Origin of the sequence: Rhizobium cerradonense (assembly GCF_030182455.1) — a bacterium.
Taxonomy (GTDB): Bacteria; Pseudomonadota; Alphaproteobacteria; order Rhizobiales; family Rhizobiaceae; genus Rhizobium.
The window spans coordinates 562,769-583,532 of record NZ_JAQJCK010000001.1 but is presented as its reverse complement, the minus strand read 5'-3'; the positions used below and the strand labels follow the sequence as shown (position 1 = coordinate 583,532).

Here is a 20,764-nt window from a genome sequence, read left to right as displayed (position 1 = left end):
TCCGCACGCCGGGCCGCTCTCAAACCACTTCGATTTTGAAATCCGCGCCTTCCCACCGCTGCGTATCCGTCCAGAAGAGTGTGAAGATGATCGTGCCCGGGCCGAGCGCCTTCGTCGGTATGTCGCAGATGTGCATGCCGAAACCCGTAGTGTGAGATTGGCTGTCGGTGAAGCTGGACCAGCCGTCGGTGGACCAGTGCACCTGCGCTGGTTCCGGCAGTTCGATGCGCAGGGCGCGGCCTGCCGGCATACGCGCGCGCTTGTTCGTCGGGCGCCAGGCGAAGGGCGCGGGTGCCGGCTTGGCGCCGACGTAGCGGGCGAAGGTCTGGGGCGGCATATCGAAGACTACGCCGTCACGGATCGAGCGCAGCAGCTTGATGTGTTCCGCGTGGGCCCAGACCAGAGGCATGGCGCTGCCGGAGGGGCGACCGAGAAAAAGCTCGCGTTCGGGCACGTTTTTGCTGTCCCAGATCTGCTCGGGCAGGAGCCCGCCTTCGCTTGCCGAGGCTTCCAGTGCCGTCAGCAGGCGCTTCGCCTCATCCGGCCGCCCGGCGGCGAGTTCATAATGTGCGCGCTCGCCCGTCAGCAGCGGCCATAGCCGGCCGACACCGCTGCCGGCGAAGGGCGCGCCGCCGGTGCGCTCGCCGTAGCCGTCGTCATTGTAGCGGTACCAGTAGGGTCCGGTGGAGAGGTCGCGCCGCAATTCCGAATCGATCGCGGCGATGGTGCCGAGGATGCGCGGATCGTCGGCGGCCCTGAGGCCGAAGCGCACCAGCGCCAGCGCGTCCGGGCTGATAAGCAGGTCCGCCTCCAAGACTTCGCTGGCGTCATCGCGATTGCGGATTGGGATGAAGTCACGCCTCAGTGACGAGCTGCCATCCGTGACCGAGGCGATGCGCACGTAATAGCCTTCGATGCCGAGGCTACGCGATAGTTCCGTATCGGTGGCATAGGTCCATTCCTCGATGCGCTCGTTCCAGCCATCGGCCACCTCGCGCAGATATTGCGCCGCCGCCAGCCGGCCGGCTGCTTCCACCGCATCGGCCGCCGCGAGCAAGCCGGCGATCTCGACGGCGAGCGTGAACGGCGAGTAGCCGGCATCCTCCTCCCAGCGATCCTGTTGGGTAGCAGGGCCGTTTCTGACAATATAGGCGGCCGCCGCCTCGATCATCGGCAGGTACCGGCCGCTCTCCGACGCGTCGATCGCGCCGGCGCGCAGCAGCATGTCGTAGAGCAGGATGGGAAAGGCCGTCTCGTCCATCTGGATGCCGTACCAATAGGGCCGGCCATCGAGCCACGCATTCTGCACCCAATGGCCATCCGCCTCTTGGATCGCCGAGAGATAGTCGAGCACGGAGCGCGCGTCGGCCTTGGCGCCGGCGGCAAGCAGCCCGCCGGCCGTTTCCACGAGATCGCGCGTCCAGACCAAATGATAGCCGCCGAGGTCGTCGTCGCTCTTATTGAAACCCCACGGAATGGACAGGCTGGCGATGATGGCGCCGGAGGCATCGTCGCGGTGAGTGGCAAGCACGCCGGTACTGACGCGGTATCGGTTTAGCTGGCTGGGGTCGTGGGGTTCGTCCAGGGCAAGCAGGCTGGCCTGCCACTCCCGCCAGCCACTGCGATAATGTTTCAGCGCCGGCTCGACACCTTGTTCCAAGCTGAGGACGGCGCGGAAGGCAGCTTCTTCCGGCTGCGTGCCGAAGCCGATGGCGATCAGCGCGCGCCCTTCGTTCGCCTGGATATCGAGCGTCCCCGACAGCGCGATGTTGCCGGATGCAGCGTAGCGGTACTCCTCCTTCAGCCCTTGGCCGCGCGACAACGTCTGCCAACCGTCGGAGAAGCCGACATAACCTACGGAGCGCGCCAGCCAGGGCACCGAGGCGGCGACGGCGAGCACCCGCCCGGAACCCTCGGCGAAGAGCATCGGCCTGCCTTTGAAGTCACCGTACCAGCCAGTGTTGTCCGCGCCGCCGTTGACCAGATGCGGCGCCACGAGGGCATGCAGTCGGTAGTCGGAGAGATCGCCGATGAGCGCCTGGAAGTAGACTTTCTGCAGCACCACCTCACGCTCTGGGTCCGAAAATATGGTCTTGGTGATGCGATAGCGACCGTCGCGGGCGGTATTGACGAGGCGGAAAGCCGGAACGCCATCCTCGATCGCCTGCACGCGATGATCGGCATCGCGCTTCTCCTCGGAAAAATAGCCGTCGGCCGTCACGATGAAGCCGAAATCACGGACGCAGGCCATATCGAGCCGCGGCGCGTAGATCTCGTTGAGGATGCCATGGCTCGCCGTGAACCAAACGCTGCTCGCCGTGCTGACGGCAGTGCCGACCGCGCTCTTGTCGCTCGAGGTCCAGCGAGGCTCGATGCCCGGGGCCCCGGGCGGGTCTATGGAACCGGGTGGCAGTGTCGGATAGGCCAAGTGTCGATCCTCCGCTCAGTATGCGTTCCTCTTCGGAGCCATCCTGGATTGAATTTAAGCGATCCGCAATACGCCCCGGACTTGACAGCGAGTGCCGATCTTGCGCCCCATAGGCGTGGGAGCGACGAAGGGCAGGGTCTAAAGCGCATCGCGATCTCTGGGATTCGCTCCTTGCGCTTTGGGCCTTTGATTTTGCGCATGTCGTTATCGCAAAACCGCTGTGCGCTTTTGCGCGGCATGCCTTAGGGAGGAGCGCTAGACATGGATGACATGACGGAAGAACCCGCAGCAGAGCAAACACGTCACCACAGCAAGCCGAAGGCGCATGCGGCGCCTGCCCGCCGCACCGTGCTTGCCGTCGATATCGGCGGATCGCATGTGAAGGTGGAACTCAGTAGCGGCGGCGAGCGGCGAGCAGTCGAATCGGGGAACAAAATGACGGCGGCCAAGATGGTGGACGCGCTGCGCGATCTCACATCCGACTGGCACTACGACCTCGTCACCATGGGATACCCCGGACCCGTGGTCGCCCACCGCGCCGCAGCCGATCCGTTCAATCTTGGACCGGGATGGAAGGATTTCGATTTCGAGGCAGCGCTCGGCAAGCCCGTGCGGATGGTCAACGATGCGCTGATGCAGGCGATCGGCAGCTACGAGGCGGGCCGCATGCTCTTCCTTGGTCTCGGCACCGGCCTCGGCTCGGCCATGATCGCCGACAACGTCTGCATGCCGCTGGAACTGGCGCATATGCCCTACCGAAAGGCGACCTTCGAAGATTATGTCGGCGAACGCGGCCTGGAGCGACGGGGCAAGAGCAAGTGGCGAAAATCGGTATTCGACGTCGCCGAGCGCTTGGACAGGGCCCTGCTGCCGAACTACATCGTCATCGGCGGGGGCAATGTCGAACGGCTCAAGGAACTGCCACCGAAGTGTCGGCGGGGCAATAACGATAACGCGTTTCGCGGTGGTTTCCGGGTCTGGCTGGATGACAGTTTGCGGTTTTGAGGGGAGGCAAGACCGGCGGACTTAGGGTATCGGCGGTGCCTCCAGCGATGTCTAATTGGGCATCACACGGTATACGCATGCAATTCCCTCGACGCCCCGGAGAGGAGCCTCGAAGGCAACCAGTCTTTGACCGGCGAGGAGTTGGCTGACACCCGGCGCCGAAAACAGCGCTTCGGAAATGCATATTTCCCCCGCGTCAGCCAGCGACTGCACGCGTGCGGCAACATTGACGGTCTGGCCGAAATAATCGAGGTTTTCGTTCAAGCTCACGGCGATCGAGGGGCCGCAATGGGCTCCGATCTTCAGGATGAGGCTCGGGTCGCCATGCGCGGCATTGTAGCGCTCGATGACCCCCAGAATGTGCAGCGCAGCCGAGACAGCATCCGCCGGACGAGAGAAGGCAGCCATCACGGCGTCGCCGATCGTCTTGACGATCGCGCCTGAGTGCTCCTGCACCGTCGCACCGAGCAGTGCGAAATGCTCGCGAACCAGCGCATAGGCATTGAGATCGCCAAGCCGCTCATACATGGCGGTCGATCCCTTGAGGTCCGTGAACAGGAGGGTCACCTGACGGATGCCTAGACCTTCCTTCTCGTCGACGTTTTCCGAGCGGAACAGGCGCCGAAATGTCTGTCGGGCCAGCAGCATCCCGCCCGACATGTAAGGATCGAAGTCGAGGACCGGCTTGATTGTCTGCGCCAGGATTTCAGGCGGCCAATTGATCAGCAGCAACGAGCCACGCACGGCACCGGAGTTCTGCACGTCGATGATGACAGGGCCGGGCGGCATTGCCGGCAGCGAAGCGGAAAACCGCTGCCCGTCATATCCGATCCGGAGGTGCGTCGGCTCCGTTACCGGCTCGCCTATGACCGGCAATGCAAAACTGGCCTGGGTCTGGACATTGATGCCCGCCAGGGCGCCGGGACCGAGCTCCGCCCTCAACGTCGTGACCGAGCCAGGCGGCAGAAAAGAGAGTCCACGAACCAGTCCCTGCAGGACATCGAGAAAGCGGACCTGTTGGCCGGGTATTCGCGCGTCGCTCAGGAATCGCGCCTTCCAGTGAAAATCCTCGACTGAGAGCGAGCCGGGATCATGAAAAGGCAGCCGGCGGAGGTGCGGCGACACCGTGAAGGTGACTTCGATGAAGTCATCTAGGTTGGTTTCGCCGCTGACGTCGCACAGACCGCAGACATAGTGGGTCTTCAACGTTCGCAGCGCGCCGAAACTGTCGAGCACCATGCCGGATTGCGGGCACACCACGTCCCAGCTCATCTCGAACAATCCGCTTCGGGTGGCATGGAGAAACAGATCGATGCTTTCCGCCTCCGCAATGGCGCGGTCACGAGCGAAGGCGAGGGGATTGAGGCGGTAGAGAGACAAGTCGTCACCGCTGCGGATCAGCGTTTCGAATTTGGAGATGACTCGCGGACTCCAAGACCGGGCCTGCTCGATCTCGATGATCTTGCTTTCAAGGAGCCTTTCCTGAACGTCAGTCATGTGGCACCTGCGCTTCAGCTATCGATCAGGTTTGGCCACATACTGGGACCTGTCTTGGCTATTTGAGACTATAGCAAAGAATGGAGCGCGCGTCCGCTGAGGATGTCTGTGCTGCCGACGGTCATTTCATCGAGTGTGTTCTTGCGGAAGGGGGCATGCCGGCGTCGCTACCGGGACTTCGTCATCGGCGATGGCAATATCGACCGGCTCAAGAAACCGCCGCCGCAAATGCCCGAGAGGGTATGTGGCTCATGGATTTACGACAAGAGGCAAGGGGCAATATCGGAGCGAGGGGAGGGTGGTGCGAGATAGGGCGGGAGTTTCAGAGGGTGGGAAAATGCTGGCAATCTTTGAGTTCACATTAGCAAACTCGACAAATACATCTTTCAGCATCAATCATTTTTATTGCGAATCCCGCAGGAGTTGCTTTGAATGGTGACAAAAGGGAGAAGACGAATGTATGTCAGCCATATTGGGATAAAAAATTTCCGAGCCCTATCAGACATCAACGTTGACCTGAGTCCGCATATCAATGTCATCGTGGGGCCAAACGGCGTTGGAAAAACTACTATTTTGCAGGCAGTTCGATTGGCAAAAGCTCTCGCTGCGCCAAGGACCCAAAACGAAGCAGCACAGGTTCTTATTTCTTTAAGCGCTGCTTCGCCACATTTTCCTCAGCGCCTATTCTTGGACGGGTTGGCGAGAGACCATTCTCAGATAGTCGAGATCCGCACAACTTACACACTAACTGCTGAAGAGATTGCCGGCTGTGAGAGTTCCATTCTTCCAATAACTCAGAACTTTGTAGCGGCAAGGCTCGGACTAAATTTCGCTAACCCTGCTCAGCTCTTGCAGTTTATGCAGTCCCCTGAAGGGGTGGAGACAAGTAAGAGGGTTAGTGAGGACCTCAGGAATCTTTTCCGTCGCTTAAAAACCGACCCCACGTTGCTGGTGGGAATTTCATTTCAGCCCGCAACTGGAGAGCTACGCGTAATCGATCCGATAGCGGGCGTTGTGCTTGCCTTTTTGGATCAGCGGTTGCCGCCATCTCAGTCGATATTCTCCTATTTTCCTGCTGATCGCGCTCTGCCTGTCGGAGAAACGAATCTTCAACTGGGGGGACCGGATGCGCAACAACAGCTTGAGATGCACAACTCACAACCGCAACTGAAGTATCAAAGACTGAAGAACCTGATTATCAACGCTATGGTCCTTGAGGGGACTGAAGATGGGACAAATACAGTCAAACAAGAATTTGAAACGATATTTACGGAACTTCTTAAAGGAAGGCGCATCGAATCTATTCGTGTGAATGACCTGGGATTACTATCCGTCATGACACGAGAACTGACAACGGAGAGACTAATCGAGTTAGATAGCTTAAGCAGCGGCGAGAAAAATATTGCGCTCACGTTTTTGATAGTCGCGAAATCGCTAGCCCCTCATGGGATCGCTTTATTCGACGAGCCAGAATTGCATCTTAATCCTGCAGTTAGCCGGGATTTGCTGACGTTCATGTTGCGACAATACTCTAAGCCCAGGGGAGTTCAGTTCCTTATGTGCAGTCATTCTCCCGAGATTCTTTCAGGGGCTTTTTCTAATGATGAGTGCGCGCTTCTTCATCTCAAGTCACCCACTGATATAACTCGCGTTAGTAAAGCCGCTCGACATGAATATGCGGAGGCCCTGAACCGGCTCGGAACGTCTGTTAGCGAGTCACTACTTTACCAAGGTACTATTCTCGTCGAGGGAACCACAGACGTAAGGTTCTTGGAGATAGCTTTTCCCGATTACGCTCGTAGATTCAAAATCAAAGATCGCGGAGGACGCCGCGAGGTCGAAAAAACCATTTCGGAGCTACAGTCGCTTGAAATTCAAGGGCAAAAAGTTGCTCCCATTTACCTAATTTTTGACCGCGACGAGGAAATCACCACGCTTAAAAGCTCCAACGCTGTGCGTGTGCTCCAATGGAAACGTCGATCGATAGAGAATTATATGATGGGCGCGGATGTTCTATCCGAAATCTTACGAAACGAGGATTTGACCAAAAATACAATCGAAAGCGCCGGAGAGGTCAACAATTTGGTGCGGGAAATCGCCTTTGAACAACTCGATGCGATAGTTGCGCGCGAGGTCTATAACTCTTACGGTTTTCAAAATAGCTCGCTTCAGAAAGATGATCTTGCTGAATCCGGCTCAGATGCAATTGCTACAAAACTTTCTGAGCGGTGGGTAGCGGCCAGAGCGTCTATGCCCGAGATCTCTCCGGTGGAGTGGAAAATCGAATTTCTTCATAAGTGTTCTAGGCGTCGAGATGAACTTCGATTGCAGTGGGATGCGAAGTGGCGCGAACTTTGTGATGGTAAGAAATTGCTTTCAGATTTATATCGGCGACTGCAACTAAAGCGGTCAGAGGCAAATTTCTATGATGTTATCGCGCGAACAATGCGTGATTTGGAGTCAGAGGACTGGGCTATCGTACGCGGGCAATTGGAGGAACTTATCCAGTCTTAGATGAAGTTACTTTTGCATGCATTTCCAGCCTACCACGCGGTCTTGAAATAATGTAGTGACTGATGTCTGGCGTAGGCCAACAGCGAAGTCGCTAGTGACTTCTACCTCTCCGGCCGCCCCGTCTTACCCTTCGTCCGACCCTTCCGCTGCTTCTCATCCACCGCATCCTCATAGGACCCGACACCCGGCTTTCCCTGATAATCGGCTTGTCCGGCACCTTGCCGAGAACCGGTTTTTCCGTCCTGCCGACGGTGATTTCGTTGAGGGTATTTTTGCGGAAGACGGGCGTGCCGGCCATCGACGGCCAGCACGGCGGGAAGCAGCACGCGTTCAGACAAGGCGTTTGCCCTGGGCATCGAGTACCTGCTCGCCGTCTTCCTTGGTGAAGGAGCCTTTATGGGTGTCGGGCAGGATATCCAGAACGACCTCGGAAGGCCGGGCAAGGCGTGTGCCGATCGGCGTGATGACAAATGGGCGGTTGATCAGGATCGGGTCCTTCAACATGGCATCGAGCAACCGATCGTCGGTCAGGTCCGGATTGTCGAGGCCGAGTTCGGCATAGGGTGTGCCTTTCTCGCGAATTGCCTCGCGGACGCTCAAACCTGCATCCGCAATCATCTTGACGAGCTGTTCGCGGGTCGGCGGATTTTTCAGATATTCGATGACAGTCGGCTCGATGCCGGCATTCCGGATCATCGTCAGCGTGTTGCGCGACGTGCCGCATTGCGGGTTGTGATAGATGGTGACGTCCATGGTCATGGGGCGGATTCCGTTTCTGTAGGAGTTTGAGGATTGCGGGCTTCCATCAACAGCCAGCTAGCGAGCATCGATGCCAGCAATGCGCCCAGGACTTCCGCGACGATAAAGCCTGGCAGATCGACCGGACGGATGCCCGAAAAGGTGTTTGTCAGCGAGCGGGCGATAGCGACGGCGGGATTGGCGAATGAAGTGGAAGCCGTGAACCAGTACGCGGCCGTGATATAGAGACCGACCAGCCAGGGCACGGTTTCGGACCGAAACCGCAGGCCGGCGAGGATCACGAAGATGAGGCCGAACGTGGCCGTTATTTCAGCAAGCCATTGCGCGCCGCCGGCACGGATGGTGGTCGAGGTTTGAAGCAAGGGCAATTCGAACATGGCATGGGCAAGAATGGTTCCGACAATGCCACCAAGGATTTGCGCGACGATATAGGTCAGAGCCGACATTGCGGTCAGTCCGCGACGGAGCGCGAAAACCAGCGATACGACCGGGTTGAAGTGAGCCCCGGAAACCGGCCCCAGCACAGTAATCAGCACGACAAGGATCGCACCCGTCGCAAGCGTGTTAGCGAGCAATGCAAGCGCCGTATCAGTCGTCAGCCTGTCCGCCATGATGCCCGAACCGACGACGGTCGCAACCAGAAGTGCCGCGCCGAGGGCTTCCGAGGCAAGGCGGCGCGAGAGAGGAAACAAAGTCATAGCTTCAGACCACAGACCAAATCGGGACGTTCATTGAACTTTTTCCTCTGCGGGCGCGCAGCAGGCGGCAACCTTGGCCGTTGGTGCACAAATTTCGGGATTGCCCCCGCAGCAGTCTTCCATCAGGAAACGCACGAGGCCGCTCAGCGCATCGTAATTGGCGGTGTAGATGATGGAGCGAGCTTCACGCTGCTGGTTGACGAGGCCGGCTCGATCCAGTTCCTTAAGATGGAACGAGATGTTCGAAGGCGATACTTCGAGCTTTTCCGCAATTGTTCCTGCCGACATGCCGTCCGGACCGGCAACGACGAGCATGCGGATGATCTGTAGTCGGGTCTCCTGCGAGAGCGCACCGAACGAAGCGAGAGCTTGACGTTCATCCATAATTCAATAATCCTTGAAATGTTGAAACGATGGGTATCTCAAATGAATGCGATCGACAAGGTCCAATCTTCGGATATCAACCTTGGCCTTTTGCTTGAGACATTGGCAGCTTCCCGCGATCTGCCCCTTGTATTCCGCTATGAGGGCCGGTCGGTGAAGCCGGGCTATCATGTCACCGAAGTCAAGGCGGGGCAGTTTTCAGCGCTGGACTGCGGGGCCAATCCGGAAGCATGGGCAGAGATTTTCGTGCAGCTCTGGGATATCGAGGAAGGCAACCGCACCTATATGCTTGCGGGCAAGTTCGCTGCCATCATTCGCAAGGTTTCCGAGCATGTTCAGCTTGATGGCTCGGCGAAGCTGACCTTTGAGGTAAGCGATGGTGTGCAGCCGATGCGGCTCTATTGCGCATCGACTCCTGTCATCTGCGATGGTGCGCTATATGTCGAACTCGTTCCCCGCGCGGCGAGTTGTAAGCCGCGTGACCGGTGGCTGGCTGAACAGGCTCAAGTGGCGGCCTGCTGCGGATCGGCGGCTGCTGCCAAGTGCTGCGGGTAGTCCATGCGATGACCGCAATGAGCCGCAAGTTGCCACTGGAAAACTGAAATCCGCTTACCTCCCAGGCCGCCCCGTCTTGCCCTTGGGCCGGCCCTTCCGCTGCTTCTCATCCACCGCATCCTCATAGGAGCCGACGCCCGGCTTCGCGCGGATGATCGGCTTGTCCGGCACCTTGCCGAGGACCGGCTTTTCCGTCCTGCCGACGGTCATTTCGTCGAGGCTATTCCTTCGGAAATAGCCTCGAGTTCTTGCTTGCTCGGATTCGCTATCTTGCCCGGCTGTGCCGGACAAGGCGTCCGAACTGGTTTTTTTGCGGAAGAGGGGCGTGCCGGCGTCGCTGCCGGGGCCCATTTCGTCGAGGGTGGGCTTGGCGAAATAAGAGCGCTGCGCTTCCTCCTCATGGTTCGAGACGGCCCTGCGGGCCTCCTCACCATGAGGGTTGCCTCTACCTCCCGATGCGGCGCCTGCTCCGTCCTCATCCTGAGGTGCGGAGGCTCCTGAGTTTGTCGAAGGGGACCGGGGCCTCGAAGGATTGGGGCGGCCAATTTTGCCGCCTTCAATGTTCCTTGCCTCTTCGCGGGCCATCGGGTCGTCCATGACGGCGAGTTCGGCGGCTTTGAGGCGTTTGATTTCGTCGCGCAGGCGGGCGGCTTTTTCGAAGTCGAGGTCGGCGGCGGCGTCGCGCATCTGTTTTTCCAGCGCGTTGAGATGGGCCTGCAGGTTGTTGCCGACGAGATGGCCGCCATCGGCAAAGCCCTTGCCGGAGGCGCCGCCGATATCGGCGCGGACGTGGTCCTTCTCGTAGACGCTGTCGAGGATGTCGGAAATCTTCGCCTTAACCGATTCCGGCGTGATGCCGTTTTCCTCGTTATAGGCCATCTGCTTTTCGCGGCGGCGGCTGGTTTCCTCCATCGCCCGCTGCATCGAGCCGGTAACGGTGTCGGCATAGAGGATGACCTTGCCGTCGACGTTACGCGCGGCGCGGCCGATCGTCTGGATCAGCGACGTTTCCGAGCGCAGGAACCCTTCCTTGTCGGCGTCGAGGATAGCGACGAAGCCGCATTCGGGAATGTCGAGGCCTTCACGCAGCAGATTGATGCCGACGAGCACGTCGAAGGCGCCGAGGCGCAGATCGCGGATGATCTCGATGCGCTCCAGCGTGTCAATATCGGAGTGCATGTAGCGGACGCGCACGCCCTGTTCATGCAGATACTCCGTCAGGTCCTCGGCCATGCGCTTGGTCAGCACGGTGCAGAGGGTACGGTAGCCCTTGGCGGCGGTCTCGCGGATTTCGCCGAGCACGTCGTCGACCTGGGTGCGAGCGGAGCGGACTTCGACCGGCGGGTCGATCAGGCCGGTCGGGCGGATGACCTGTTCGGCGAAGACGCCGCCGGATTGCTCCATCTCCCAGCCGCCCGGCGTTGCCGACACCGCGATCGTGTCCGGGCGCATGGCGTCCCATTCCTCGAAGCGCAGCGGGCGGTTGTCCATGCAGGAGGGCAGGCGGAAGCCGTATTCGGCGAGCGTCGCCTTGCGCCGGAAGTCGCCGCGGTACATGCCGCCGATCTGCGGCACGGTGACGTGGCTTTCGTCGATGAAGATGATGGCGTTGTCGGGAATATATTCGAACAGCGTCGGCGGCGGCTCGCCGGGATTGCGGCCGGTGAGATAGCGCGAATAGTTCTCGATGCCCTGGCAGGAGCCGGTGGCTTCCAGCATCTCGACATCGTAGCGGGTGCGCTGCTCCAGGCGCTGCGCTTCCAACAAACGGCCGGCCTTTTCCAGCTCGGCGAGGCGGAGCTTCAACTCTTCCTTGATCGCCTTGATGGCGCCATTCAACGTCGGCCGGGGTGTAACATAGTGCGAATTGGCGTAGATCTTCACCGATTTCAGGTCGCCGGTCTTCTGGCCGGTCAACGGATCGAATTCGGTGATGGCGTCGATCTCGTCGCCGAACATGGAGATGCGCCAGGCGGCATCCTCCAAGTGGGCCGGGAAGATTTCGATGGTGTCGCCGCGCACGCGGAAGGAGCCGCGGATGAAATCCATGTCGCGGCGCTTGTATTGCTGCGCCACGAGGTCGGCCAGGAGCTGGCGCTGGTCCAGCCGATCGCCCACATTCATCTGGAAGGTCATGGCCGTATAGGTCTCGACCGAGCCGATACCGTAGATGCAGGAGACGGAAGCGACGATGATACAGTCGTCGCGCTCCAGCAGCGAACGCGTCGCCGAGTGGCGCATGCGGTCGATCTGCTCGTTGATCGAGGATTCCTTCTCGATATAGGTGTCCGAGCGCGGCACATAGGCTTCCGGCTGGTAGTAATCGTAGTAGGAGACGAAATACTCGACCGCATTGTCCGGGAAGAAGTTCTTGAACTCGGAATAGAGCTGCGCCGCCAGCGTCTTGTTCGGCGCCAGGATGACGGCCGGACGCTGGGTCTCCTCGATCACCTTCGCCATGGTGAAGGTCTTACCGGAGCCGGTGACGCCGAGCAGCACTTGGCTGCGATCGCCGTTTTCCAGGCCCTCGACGAGGTCGCGGATCGCCGTCGGCTGGTCGCCGGCGGGCTGGTATTCCGAGGCCATGCGGATGCTGATGCCGCCTTCGGATTTTTCCGGCCGAGCAGGGCGGTGCGGCGTCCAGATCTTGCCGTTCTTGTGCAGCGGATTGCCGCTCTCGATCAGCGCCGACAGCGCTTCGACCGTGGCAGTGACGGCCGTGCCGGCATTGACGGCCTCCTCCAGCGTTGTGTCCATGCCGGCCACCGGATTGAGCCCGGCAGCGGCACGTGTTTTCGGGTCGGTCGAACCGCCCATGGAGGTGCCGCGCGCCGATTTCGATGCAGCGATCTCCACCTTCTTCCGGTGCTTGCCTGCCTTGGAGGCGATTTCGCGCTGGCTCTCGACGCTGCTGGCTTCCGCCTCCGCCTCGAGCCGCTTGACCCAATCTGCGACGCTGCCGCTCAACGGCGCACCTTCAAACGGTGCCTGCGGCGCCTCTTCGAAACCGGTCGGGGCGGAGGAATTTTTCGGTGATTTTGCCATGGGCGGAATATGGAGGGAGTCAGCGCCGATGTGAAGGGGGAAAGAGTACAAAAGGGAAACAGACGTCGATTTTTCTACTTCCGATCACACAAAATGTGATGGAACCGAAAGGCGACGAAGGCGTTGGCGGGACGCTGCTCCAGACATCCGCCAGCTAATTTCGTAAGCGCTGGAGGAAAAGCCCGCCGCAGCGTCGAACCGCCCGGCCGGTGCCGGGCTCCCCCTTGCTTCGACGGCATCCGGAATTGCCCGCCTCGCCGCCGCCATCCGGTCGGAGGACCATGATGTCAGCATTGGATAGTTTACGCTCTTTATCCCCGCAACAACGCAACACCGTCATCGCCGCCTATCTCGGCTGGACGCTCGATGCCTTCGATTTCTTCATATTGGTCTTCGTTCTCAAATATATCGCCGAGGAGTTTCATACCGATGTTCCCGCTGTCTCGGTGGCGATCTTCCTGACGCTCGCCATGCGGGCGCTCGGGGCGCTGATCTTCGGGCTTGCCGCCGATCGCTTCGGCCGGCGCGTGACGCTAATGGCGGACGTGCTGCTCTATTCGATCTTCGAGTTCCTGACCGGCTTTTCGACCGGGCTGACGATGTTCCTGATATTGCGGGCATTCTTCGGCATCGCCATGGGCGGTGAATGGGGTGTCGGCGCGTCGCTGACGATGGAGACGGTGCCCGAGGAGTCGCGCGGCATCGTGTCCGGCATTCTGCAGGCGGGCTATCCTTCCGGCTATCTGCTGGCTTCGATCTTGTTCTTCCTGCTCTTCCCGATCATCGGTTGGCGCGGCATGTTCATGGTCGGTGCGCTGCCGGCGCTGCTGGTGCTCTATATTCGCCGCAACGTACAGGAATCGCCGGCCTTCGTGCAGCGGCGGGCGACGCCGCAAAGGCCTTTCGTCACCGTATTGCGCGAGAATATCCCACTGTTCCTGTGGGCTGTGCTGTTGATGACCGCCTTCAACTTCTTCAGCCACGGGACGCAGGATCTCTACCCGACCTTCCTCCAGACACAGCGGCAGTATGACAGCTATACCGTCGGCGCTATCGCTATCGTTTACAATATTGGTGCGATGATTGGCGGCTTGTTTTTCGGGGCCCTGTCGCAGCGCATCGGGCGGCGGCGGGCGATCGTCATCGCTTCGGTGCTGGCAATCCCGGTCGCCCCGTTATGGGTCTATGCGCCCGGACCGGTGCTGCTCGCTGTCGGCGCCTTCCTGATGCAATTCTTCGTGCAGGGCGCCTGGGGCATCGTGCCGGTGCATCTCAACGAGCTGTCGCCCGATGAAGTGCGCGGCACATTCCCCGGCTTCGCCTATCAGCTCGGCAACCTGCTCGCATCCGGCAACGCAACGATTCAGGCGGGCCTGGCGGCACGTTGGAACGGCGACTACGCTTTTGCGTTGTTGATTGTATTGGTGATCGTCGCGGCCGTGGTGGCGCTATTTTCCGGTTTCGGTTTTGAAAAGAAGGATATCCGCTTCGGCGATAAGGGGACGGAGGAACCCCAGAGCGCGATACCGATCTAATCGCCGCGCCCTCGCCGGAGCACGGCCGGCGGCTCAAAGCCGCCGGCCTCCAACCTATTTGCCGCAGATTTCGGAAATTTTCGCCTGCGCAAAGCTGCGGGCAAGCTCCTGTATCCCGCCGACCGAGGATATCAGGTCGCCGATGGGGCCGCTGACGCCGACATGGGAATCGGTGATTTTGCAGGCGCCCACATCGACCGTCACCGAAGCTTCCAACTGGCCTTTGACCGTCGCCTGGACGATGCCATGCGACTTGCAGGCGAGATCGGCGCGGGCGTTGACCTGCACACCGCCGGCCGCGCTGCAGAGGTCAAGCGACTTGACTTCGAATTTCTCCTTGTGATCGAGGCCCGGCAGTTTCTTGCAGGGATCGGCCTCGTTCACCGACTTCTCGATCTGCGGACCGAACTTGCTCTGCAGCAGCGACCAACAGGAGCCGGGCGCGCTCTGGGCCTGCGCGGATGCCATGGGCAAGGGGGACAGCGGCACGGCGAAGGCGATGGCGAATAATCCCATGCGAAGCGACGGAAGGAGCGAGGCGGGCAGTGCAGCGGATGTCTTGATCACGGCGGTCGGTTCCTTGGCAGATAGAATAGGAGAATATGCGCGCACTCTTCCATGTCTCCGGCTGGTGAAGCAATCCCCGCAATCATGTGAACGCACGACTCTCCAGCCGGCCTCAATTCGGCCCATTTCCATATTCACGTGACTGCTGCATTTAGGCGCAGCGCTCCGCTCTTGAATTTTCGGGCCTTGAGGGGTCAAAGGTGTGGGCGATTCATAATGGCCAAAGGATTTACCATGCCCTCCATCCTCAACCCGGCCGCGGTCTGGCCGGTCATCATGCTGTTTGCATCGAATATTTTCATGACCTTCGCCTGGTATGGCCATCTCAAGCACAAGAGCACGGCCATCACGATCGCCGTTCTTGGCAGTTGGGCCATAGCCTTTTTCGAATATTGCCTGGCCGTGCCCGCCAACCGCCTCGGCTCTGGCTATTATTCGACGGCGCAGTTGAAGACCATGCAGGAGGTGATCACGCTGATCGTGTTCTCCGGCTTCTCGGTCTTCTGGCTGGGCGAAAACCTGACCTGGGGCCACGCCATCGGTTTCGCGCTTATCGCTGTCGGCGCCTCCTTCATTTTCCGGGGATGAAGCGGGCATAGGCCGCTAGGCAGCGATCGCCATTCGTCCTATGATTCGCATGCCGGTTCAGTCTTTGAGGAGAGGCTGCCGGCGAGTGGCGTATTTCGGGAGGGCTGAGATGTCGGGTTCGCTGCATTCCGTGCTGGATGAAACGACGCCCGGGCGGGCGCCGCTTGAGGCGAACGGCAAGATTCTGTCGATGGCGCCAGACCGTTTCGGCTATCTCGAACCCACCGATGCCGCGACCGACATTGCGACGCTGCGCGAGCAATATCAGGAGCATGGCTATCTCTGGCTCAAGGGATTTCTGAAGCGCCAGGATGTGCTCGATTTCCGCGCCTGGGTGTTCGCGCATCTGATGGACACCGGGCTTCTGCAGCCCGGCTCGGACCCCATGGTCGGTCTTGCCGCCAAGGCGGAAGCCGACAAGTCGCTGGCCGACCGGCGGTTGATGTCGCTGGTGCGTTCGGTGACCTATGAGGGCTTCTGTACCCAGCCGCGGCTGGCCTCCTTCATGGACGAATTCCTGCAGGGCATCTCCTATCTGCACAAGCGCAAGATCATGCGTTTCACCCGGCCGGGCACCAGCGTCGTCACGCCCGCGCACTATGATCTTGTCTATCTGCGCGGTGGCACGAACCGCATCGTCACTGCCTGGATTCCGATCGGCGATATTCCGGTCGATATGGGCGGCCTCGTCTATCTCGAGGGATCGCACCGGATCGGCGCCGATATGGAGAAGGAGTTCGCGATCAAGAGCGCCTCGCTCTCGCCGGAGGAACGTATCAGCGCCTTCAACAAGAACATGACCGAAGGTGGCTGGGTCTCCAAAGACCTGCCTGACATGGCGGAGCGCTTCAAGACACGCTGGCTCGCCGCCGACTATGAGGCCGGCGATATCATGTTGCACAGTCCCTACATGATCCACGCATCCACGACCAATCGGGATCCGAAGGGCCGTCTGCGCCTGTCGACCGACATCCGGTATCAGAATGTCGAGGACGAAATCGACGTCCGCTGGGGCAATCACTGGAGCTTGGGGGATATGCTCTAAACAGGAGCGCCTCGGCTCACTTCATCTGATCGAGAATGCTCTGTGCCGGCGCATAGCCCTGGGCGGCGGCTTTCCGGAACCAGCCTATCGCCATGTTGCGGTCTCTCGTGACGCCGTCGCCGCGGAGATAAGCATAGCCGAGATGGAATTGCGCCTTGGGCAGGCCTTGATCGGCGGCTTTGGCAAACCAGGCAATGGCCTCGGCGTAATCCTGAGGAACGCCCTTTCCGAGCGCATAGAGGCTGCCGAGGCCATCCTGCGACGCCGCATCGCCTTTGTTCGCCAAAGGCTGCCAATGGGCGAGTGCACCGGCATAATCGCCTTTGTCATAGGCGGCTTGCCCGTCGTCGGCATGGGCCTGAAAGGCGATCGAGAGTGCCAGCGCCAGTCCGAAGCCTATCTGTCTGAGCCGCATCCGGCGATCTCCCATCCATGATTCCCGTTCGGGCAAGAGCTAAGCATAGCGGACCGTCGGCGCAAGGCAGGGGCCTCGGTTATCTCAAATCGGGATGGTCCTATTCTGCGGAGGCGTCTCCTCATTATCACCGGGCTCATTGTCGTTGCGGCCCATGGCTTTGGCCTTGCGGAACCATTCGAAGGATTTTGCCCAATCCACCGGCACGCCGTCGCCGTCACGATACATGACGCCAAGGTTGAAGGCAGCGTCGGCATAGTTCTGTGCGGCCGCCTTTTCGAACCAATCGACGGCTTGGCGGCCATCCTTGGCAACGCCTTCGCCGTCGCGATACATGACGCCGAGATTGTACTCGGCTTCGACGTCATTTTGATCCGCCGCCTTGCGGAACCAGACCATGGCCTCGGCGTCGTCTTCGGCAATTCCGTCGCCGTCCGCATACATGGCGCCGAGATTATATTGTGCCTCGGCATCGCCCTGGTCTGCCGCCTTGCGGAACCATGAGACGGCTTGATTGCCGTCCTTGGGCACACCTTCGCCGTCGCGATACATGACGGCGAGATTGTATTCCGCCTCGATTTTCCCTTGGTCAGCGGACTTGCGATACCAGGCTAAAGCCTGGGCGTCATCTCGGGGCACGCCGTCGCCTTCGTCATACATGATAGCGAGATTGTATTGCGCGTCGGCATTGCCCTGATCGGCGGATTTTCGGTACCAGGCAACAGCCTCGCTCTTGTCCTGATTTACGCCGTCACCGTTGTCGTACATGACCCCGACATTGAACTGCGCATCCGCGTCGCCCTGTTTGGCTGCCTTGCTGTACCAGACGAAAGCTTGCGCGCTGTCCTTCGTCACGCCCTCGCCATTGTCGTACATCAAAGCGAGATTGTATTGCGCATCGCGATAGCCTTGTTCCGCGGCCTTGCGGTACCAGACGGCGGCCTTGGCGTCGTCCGTCGCGACACCTTGGCCTTCGTCATACATGGTGCCGACGTTGAACTCAGCCTCGGCATTACCCTGGTCGGCTGCCTTGCGATACCAGCTCAGCGCCTGCGTGAGATCCTTCGCGACGCCGTCGCCTTCCTCATACATTTCGCCGAGTTTCAGTTGCGCCGCGGCGTCGCCCTTGTTTGCGAGCGGGCGCCAATAGTCAAGCGCCGCCTTGTAGTCGCCTCGGTCGTAGGCGTTCTGCCCGCGATCGGCATGCGCGACGCCGATGGATGCCAACGCAAAAAGCAATCCGACGGCCACCCTCTTGAAACGCACGATCTGCTCCTCAACCTTTGATCTCTTCATGTGTGAATACTAAAAGCGCGACGGGCGAGGGCGCAAGGCGCCTTGCACGTATAAGTTATAAATTATGGCAACAGCGTCGTCAGCAATCGGAGGACAAGCCAGCCCGGCGCTTCGCTCCGGCTGTTCGTCTTGGCGAGTTCTCCACCCTCCGGGCCAACATCCTTGATAAGACCACCGCCGTCGGCTGCCATGTCGCCCAGGCCGTGTTGCGCCTCCGGTAGCCCCTGATCCGCTGCCTTATGGAACCAATCGGAGGCCTGGTTCATATCCTTCGCCACGCCGTAGCCATTGTAATACATATGTCCCAGCCCGTATTGGGCACGGGCGTCGCCTTGCTCGGCGGCCTTGCGGAAAAGGTCAGCGGCTTGGCTATAATCCTGGGGAACACCGTCGCCATTGTAATAGAGGTAGGCAAGGGCATATTGGCCGTCCGCATTGCCCTGGTCAGCGGCTTTGCGGTACCAGGCCACCGCCTCGCTCTTGTCCGGGGCTGTGCCCTGACCATTGTCGTACATATAGCCGAGCGCATATTGCGCATCCGCGCCGCCTTGATCGGCGGACTTGCGGTACCATTGCAAGGCCTTGCCATAATCCTTCGCGAGGCCGCGACCGCAGGCATACATGAAGGCGAGAGCGTATTCGCCTTGGGCGTCGCCTTGATCGGCTGCCTTGCGATACCATTCGACCGCGACGTCATCATTGACCGGAACGCCCTGGCCATTGGCATAGAAGTAGCCGACTGCATATTGCGCATCGGCACGACCCTGGGAGGCCGATTTGCGGTACCATTGCAGCGCCTGCTTATAGTCCTGGGGAACACCGAGGCCATTGGCGAAGCTGTAACCAAGCGCATATTGCGCGTCGGCGCGGCCTTGCTCGGCGGATTTCTTATACCAGGAATAGGCCTGGGCATCGTCCTGATCGACACCGTGGCCGTTGGCATAGGCATAGCCGAGCGCATATTCGCCCTGGGCATCGCCCTGATCTGCTGATTTTTGATACCACTCTATCGCCTGGCTTTGATCTGCGGCTGTGCCGAGGCCGTTATCAAACATATAGCCGAGCGCATATTGTGCATCGCTGCGTCCCTGATCCGCCGACTTGCGATACCAGGCAAGCGCCATCGTATCGTCCTCGTGAACGCCGATGCCGTGTGCATACATATAGCCGAGGGCATACTGCGCCTGGGGTTGGCCGAGTGCGGCGGATTTCTGGTACCAGCCGGCCGCCTGCTCGTTGTCGACATCCAGCCCGCGGCCGTTGGCGAGGGAATAGCCAATGGCATATTGCGCATCCGCATTGCCCTGTTCGGCGGCTTTGCGGTACCAGGCATTTGCCTGTTGCTGGTCTTTGTCGATGCCGCGGCCATTGGAATACATGTAGGCGAGGGCGTATTCAGCCTTGGCATTCCCCTGTGCCGCCGCCTTCTGGTACCATTCGACCGCCTTCGCATCGTCGTGCTCGACGCCCTGGCCGTTGGCGTAGCGATAGCCGAGGCCATATTGGGCGGCCGGATTGCCATCCCGTGCGTATTGTATCCAATATTTCAGCGCGATCGTGGTATCGCCGGGACCTGGCGCGGGATCATCGGCATAAGCAAAGGGAGCGAGCGAAAGAGCTAGCGCCAATCCAAATGCAAGGCTGGTGATCTTCAAAAGCGCGCCTCCCGTCCGCAAGCTAATATTCGGCCGCACTGAACAATGCGGGGTAGTTCTGGTCAAGGGTTGTACAGTATGGAAATGGCAGCCGTTTTACCGACATCGTTCCGGTCGACGCCGTTGCCGTTTTCATGCGTGGTCTGCAACAAAATATCGGCGTCGCTCCCTGCATGGCTGGTGGTTTCTATCCCGGGAGCACGTCATACAGCCGGAAGATCCAGCTAATCTGATAGATCAACCCGACCGACACGAACGCCGCCTGGAAGCGGCGATTGGCAGTGATGGCGGCTACGATGCAGAGGACGATGTAAACGAGATTGCGGATCGGATATTCCCAGCCGAGCGATCTGAAATAGGTCTCGCCCTTCAACAGCGTATCGATGAGATCGACGGCGTAGGTAACGGCAAGAAGGCCGAAAAACCAGCGCCGGCGCGAGATGAAATATTCTTCGAAGCCGCCATAATCCTCGATCGACGGAGGGTTCAGCAGCACGCAGAGGAAATAGAACAGGCAGCAGAAGCAGATGAGGAAAAGATAGACGCCGAAACTGATCTCTGCCACCGACTGCAATCGATATTCCCACCACCAGAAATGAATGATGAAGAGGAACATCGACAGTATCCAGCCGAGATGGACCAGATAGACGCGGTGCTTGCCAGGCGATTGCACGAAGCCGGCGAGGCGCATCAGGAGCTGGGCGAGCGAAAGGCCGATGACCATGCTCATGACCGTCCTGATATAGACGTAAACCTCGGGCGTACGGGCAGCTTCCAT

At 59.8% G+C, this 20,764-nt stretch carries 17 protein-coding genes and 1 pseudogene; 6 read left to right on the top strand and 12 right to left on the bottom strand.

Annotated features, from left to right (window positions below):
* Positions 1 to 19: 19 nt before the first annotated feature.
* Entirely contained in the window at positions 20 to 2,428 is a 2,409-nt protein-coding gene (locus tag PH547_RS02835) for a glucan 1,4-alpha-glucosidase (protein WP_285167347.1), read from the bottom strand.
* Positions 2,429 to 2,689: 261 nt separating this feature from the next.
* Here PH547_RS02835 and PH547_RS02830 point away from each other — a divergent pair, with 261 nt between their 5' ends.
* Positions 2,690 to 3,433 carry an ROK family protein gene (locus PH547_RS02830; RefSeq protein WP_285167346.1) on the top strand — a complete coding sequence of 248 codons (744 nt, stop codon included), beginning with the start codon at positions 2,690 to 2,692 and terminating at the stop codon, positions 3,431 to 3,433.
* Between the two features lie 51 nt (positions 3,434 to 3,484).
* Here the strand turns inward: PH547_RS02830 and PH547_RS02825 are convergent, their stop codons facing one another.
* Positions 3,485 to 4,930, bottom strand: a complete 1,446-nt coding sequence (locus tag PH547_RS02825; protein ID WP_285167345.1) for an adenylate/guanylate cyclase domain-containing protein — start codon at positions 4,928 to 4,930, stop codon at positions 3,485 to 3,487.
* A gap of 456 nt (positions 4,931 to 5,386) precedes the next feature.
* Here PH547_RS02825 and PH547_RS02820 point away from each other — a divergent pair, with 456 nt between their 5' ends.
* Positions 5,387 to 7,444, top strand: a complete 2,058-nt coding sequence (locus tag PH547_RS02820) for an AAA family ATPase (RefSeq protein ID WP_285167344.1) — start codon at positions 5,387 to 5,389, stop codon at positions 7,442 to 7,444.
* A 101-nt stretch (positions 7,445 to 7,545) separates the two neighbouring features.
* On the opposite strand, the pseudogene PH547_RS02815 reads toward PH547_RS02820, so the two are convergent.
* The 4 genes and pseudogenes from PH547_RS02815 to PH547_RS02800 all read right to left on the bottom strand — a co-directional run.
* A pseudogene (locus tag PH547_RS02815) lies at positions 7,546 to 7,736 on the bottom strand (hypothetical protein); the annotation flags it as partial.
* A gap of 38 nt (positions 7,737 to 7,774) precedes the next feature.
* Positions 7,775 to 8,203 (bottom strand): arsenate reductase (glutaredoxin), encoded by a 429-nt coding sequence (arsC, locus tag PH547_RS02810; RefSeq protein ID WP_285167343.1) that lies wholly within the window; start codon positions 8,201 to 8,203, stop codon positions 7,775 to 7,777.
* A complete protein-coding gene (locus tag PH547_RS02805) occupies positions 8,200 to 8,901 on the bottom strand; it encodes an aquaporin (protein WP_285167342.1) in 702 nt (233 codons plus the stop codon). The genes arsC and PH547_RS02805 overlap by 4 nt, the downstream gene beginning before the upstream one ends.
* Before the next feature lie 30 nt (positions 8,902 to 8,931).
* Positions 8,932 to 9,285 carry an ArsR/SmtB family transcription factor gene (locus PH547_RS02800; protein ID WP_104823346.1) on the bottom strand — a complete coding sequence of 118 codons (354 nt, stop codon included), beginning with the start codon at positions 9,283 to 9,285 and terminating at the stop codon, positions 8,932 to 8,934.
* A gap of 42 nt (positions 9,286 to 9,327) precedes the next feature.
* Here PH547_RS02800 and PH547_RS02795 point away from each other — a divergent pair, with 42 nt between their 5' ends.
* Entirely contained in the window at positions 9,328 to 9,840 is a 513-nt protein-coding gene (locus PH547_RS02795; RefSeq protein ID WP_104823345.1) for a DUF6428 family protein, read from the top strand.
* A 54-nt stretch (positions 9,841 to 9,894) separates the two neighbouring features.
* Here PH547_RS02795 and uvrB read toward each other — a convergent pair whose 3' ends face one another.
* Positions 9,895 to 12,885, bottom strand: coding sequence for an excinuclease ABC subunit UvrB (gene uvrB / locus PH547_RS02790; RefSeq protein ID WP_285167341.1), 2,991 nt, complete (start codon positions 12,883 to 12,885; stop codon positions 9,895 to 9,897).
* A gap of 284 nt (positions 12,886 to 13,169) precedes the next feature.
* Here uvrB and PH547_RS02785 point away from each other — a divergent pair, with 284 nt between their 5' ends.
* Positions 13,170 to 14,420, top strand: coding sequence for an MFS transporter (locus tag PH547_RS02785; protein WP_104823343.1), 1,251 nt, complete (start codon positions 13,170 to 13,172; stop codon positions 14,418 to 14,420).
* 54 nt (positions 14,421 to 14,474) lie between these two features.
* Here the strand turns inward: PH547_RS02785 and PH547_RS02780 are convergent, their stop codons facing one another.
* Positions 14,475 to 14,987: a hypothetical protein gene (locus tag PH547_RS02780; protein WP_245463839.1), complete on the bottom strand. Its 513-nt coding sequence runs from the start codon at positions 14,985 to 14,987 to the stop codon at positions 14,475 to 14,477.
* Between the two features lie 234 nt (positions 14,988 to 15,221).
* Between PH547_RS02780 and PH547_RS02775 the strand changes: the two genes are divergently transcribed.
* On the top strand, positions 15,222 to 15,575 hold the full coding sequence (locus PH547_RS02775; RefSeq protein WP_104825119.1) for a DMT family protein: 354 nt from the start codon (positions 15,222 to 15,224) through the stop codon (positions 15,573 to 15,575).
* A gap of 109 nt (positions 15,576 to 15,684) precedes the next feature.
* A complete protein-coding gene (locus PH547_RS02770) occupies positions 15,685 to 16,620 on the top strand; it encodes a phytanoyl-CoA dioxygenase family protein (protein ID WP_104823341.1) in 936 nt (311 codons plus the stop codon).
* Between the two features lie 16 nt (positions 16,621 to 16,636).
* On the opposite strand, the gene PH547_RS02765 is transcribed toward PH547_RS02770, so the two are convergent.
* The 4 genes from PH547_RS02765 to PH547_RS02750 form a co-directional block, all read right to left on the bottom strand.
* The gene (locus PH547_RS02765; RefSeq protein WP_104823340.1) at positions 16,637 to 17,035 is read right to left on the bottom strand and encodes a tetratricopeptide repeat protein; all 399 of its coding nucleotides are present in this window, start codon (positions 17,033 to 17,035) and stop codon (positions 16,637 to 16,639) included.
* Between the two features lie 84 nt (positions 17,036 to 17,119).
* On the bottom strand, positions 17,120 to 18,301 hold the full coding sequence (locus PH547_RS02760; RefSeq protein WP_104823339.1) for an SEL1-like repeat protein: 1,182 nt from the start codon (positions 18,299 to 18,301) through the stop codon (positions 17,120 to 17,122).
* A 92-nt stretch (positions 18,302 to 18,393) separates the two neighbouring features.
* Positions 18,394 to 19,986, bottom strand: a complete 1,593-nt coding sequence (locus PH547_RS02755; protein WP_104823338.1) for an SEL1-like repeat protein — start codon at positions 19,984 to 19,986, stop codon at positions 18,394 to 18,396.
* Between the two features lie 187 nt (positions 19,987 to 20,173).
* Positions 20,174 to 20,764 (bottom strand): hypothetical protein, encoded by a 591-nt coding sequence (locus PH547_RS02750; protein ID WP_260303883.1) that lies wholly within the window; start codon positions 20,762 to 20,764, stop codon positions 20,174 to 20,176.

Coding starts and splice junctions, on each gene's coding strand:
- PH547_RS02785 (WP_104823343.1), top strand. CDS start 13,170: ATGTCAGCATTGGATAGTTTACGCTCTTTATCCCCGCAACAACGCAAC.
- PH547_RS02830 (WP_285167346.1), top strand. CDS start 2,690: ATGGATGACATGACGGAAGAACCCGCAGCAGAGCAAACACGTCACCAC.
- arsC (WP_285167343.1), bottom strand. CDS start 8,203: ATGACCATGGACGTCACCATCTATCACAACCCGCAATGCGGCACGTCG.
- PH547_RS02770 (WP_104823341.1), top strand. CDS start 15,685: ATGTCGGGTTCGCTGCATTCCGTGCTGGATGAAACGACGCCCGGGCGG.
- PH547_RS02750 (WP_260303883.1), bottom strand. CDS start 20,764: ATGGAAGCTGCCCGTACGCCCGAGGTTTACGTCTATATCAGGACGGTC.
- uvrB (WP_285167341.1), bottom strand. CDS start 12,885: ATGGCAAAATCACCGAAAAATTCCTCCGCCCCGACCGGTTTCGAAGAG.
- PH547_RS02775 (WP_104825119.1), top strand. CDS start 15,222: ATGCCCTCCATCCTCAACCCGGCCGCGGTCTGGCCGGTCATCATGCTG.
- PH547_RS02765 (WP_104823340.1), bottom strand. CDS start 17,035: ATGCGGCTCAGACAGATAGGCTTCGGACTGGCGCTGGCACTCTCGATC.
- PH547_RS02805 (WP_285167342.1), bottom strand. CDS start 8,901: ATGACTTTGTTTCCTCTCTCGCGCCGCCTTGCCTCGGAAGCCCTCGGC.
- PH547_RS02795 (WP_104823345.1), top strand. CDS start 9,328: ATGAATGCGATCGACAAGGTCCAATCTTCGGATATCAACCTTGGCCTT.
- PH547_RS02825 (WP_285167345.1), bottom strand. CDS start 4,930: ATGACTGACGTTCAGGAAAGGCTCCTTGAAAGCAAGATCATCGAGATC.
- PH547_RS02820 (WP_285167344.1), top strand. CDS start 5,387: ATGTATGTCAGCCATATTGGGATAAAAAATTTCCGAGCCCTATCAGAC.
- PH547_RS02800 (WP_104823346.1), bottom strand. CDS start 9,285: ATGGATGAACGTCAAGCTCTCGCTTCGTTCGGTGCGCTCTCGCAGGAG.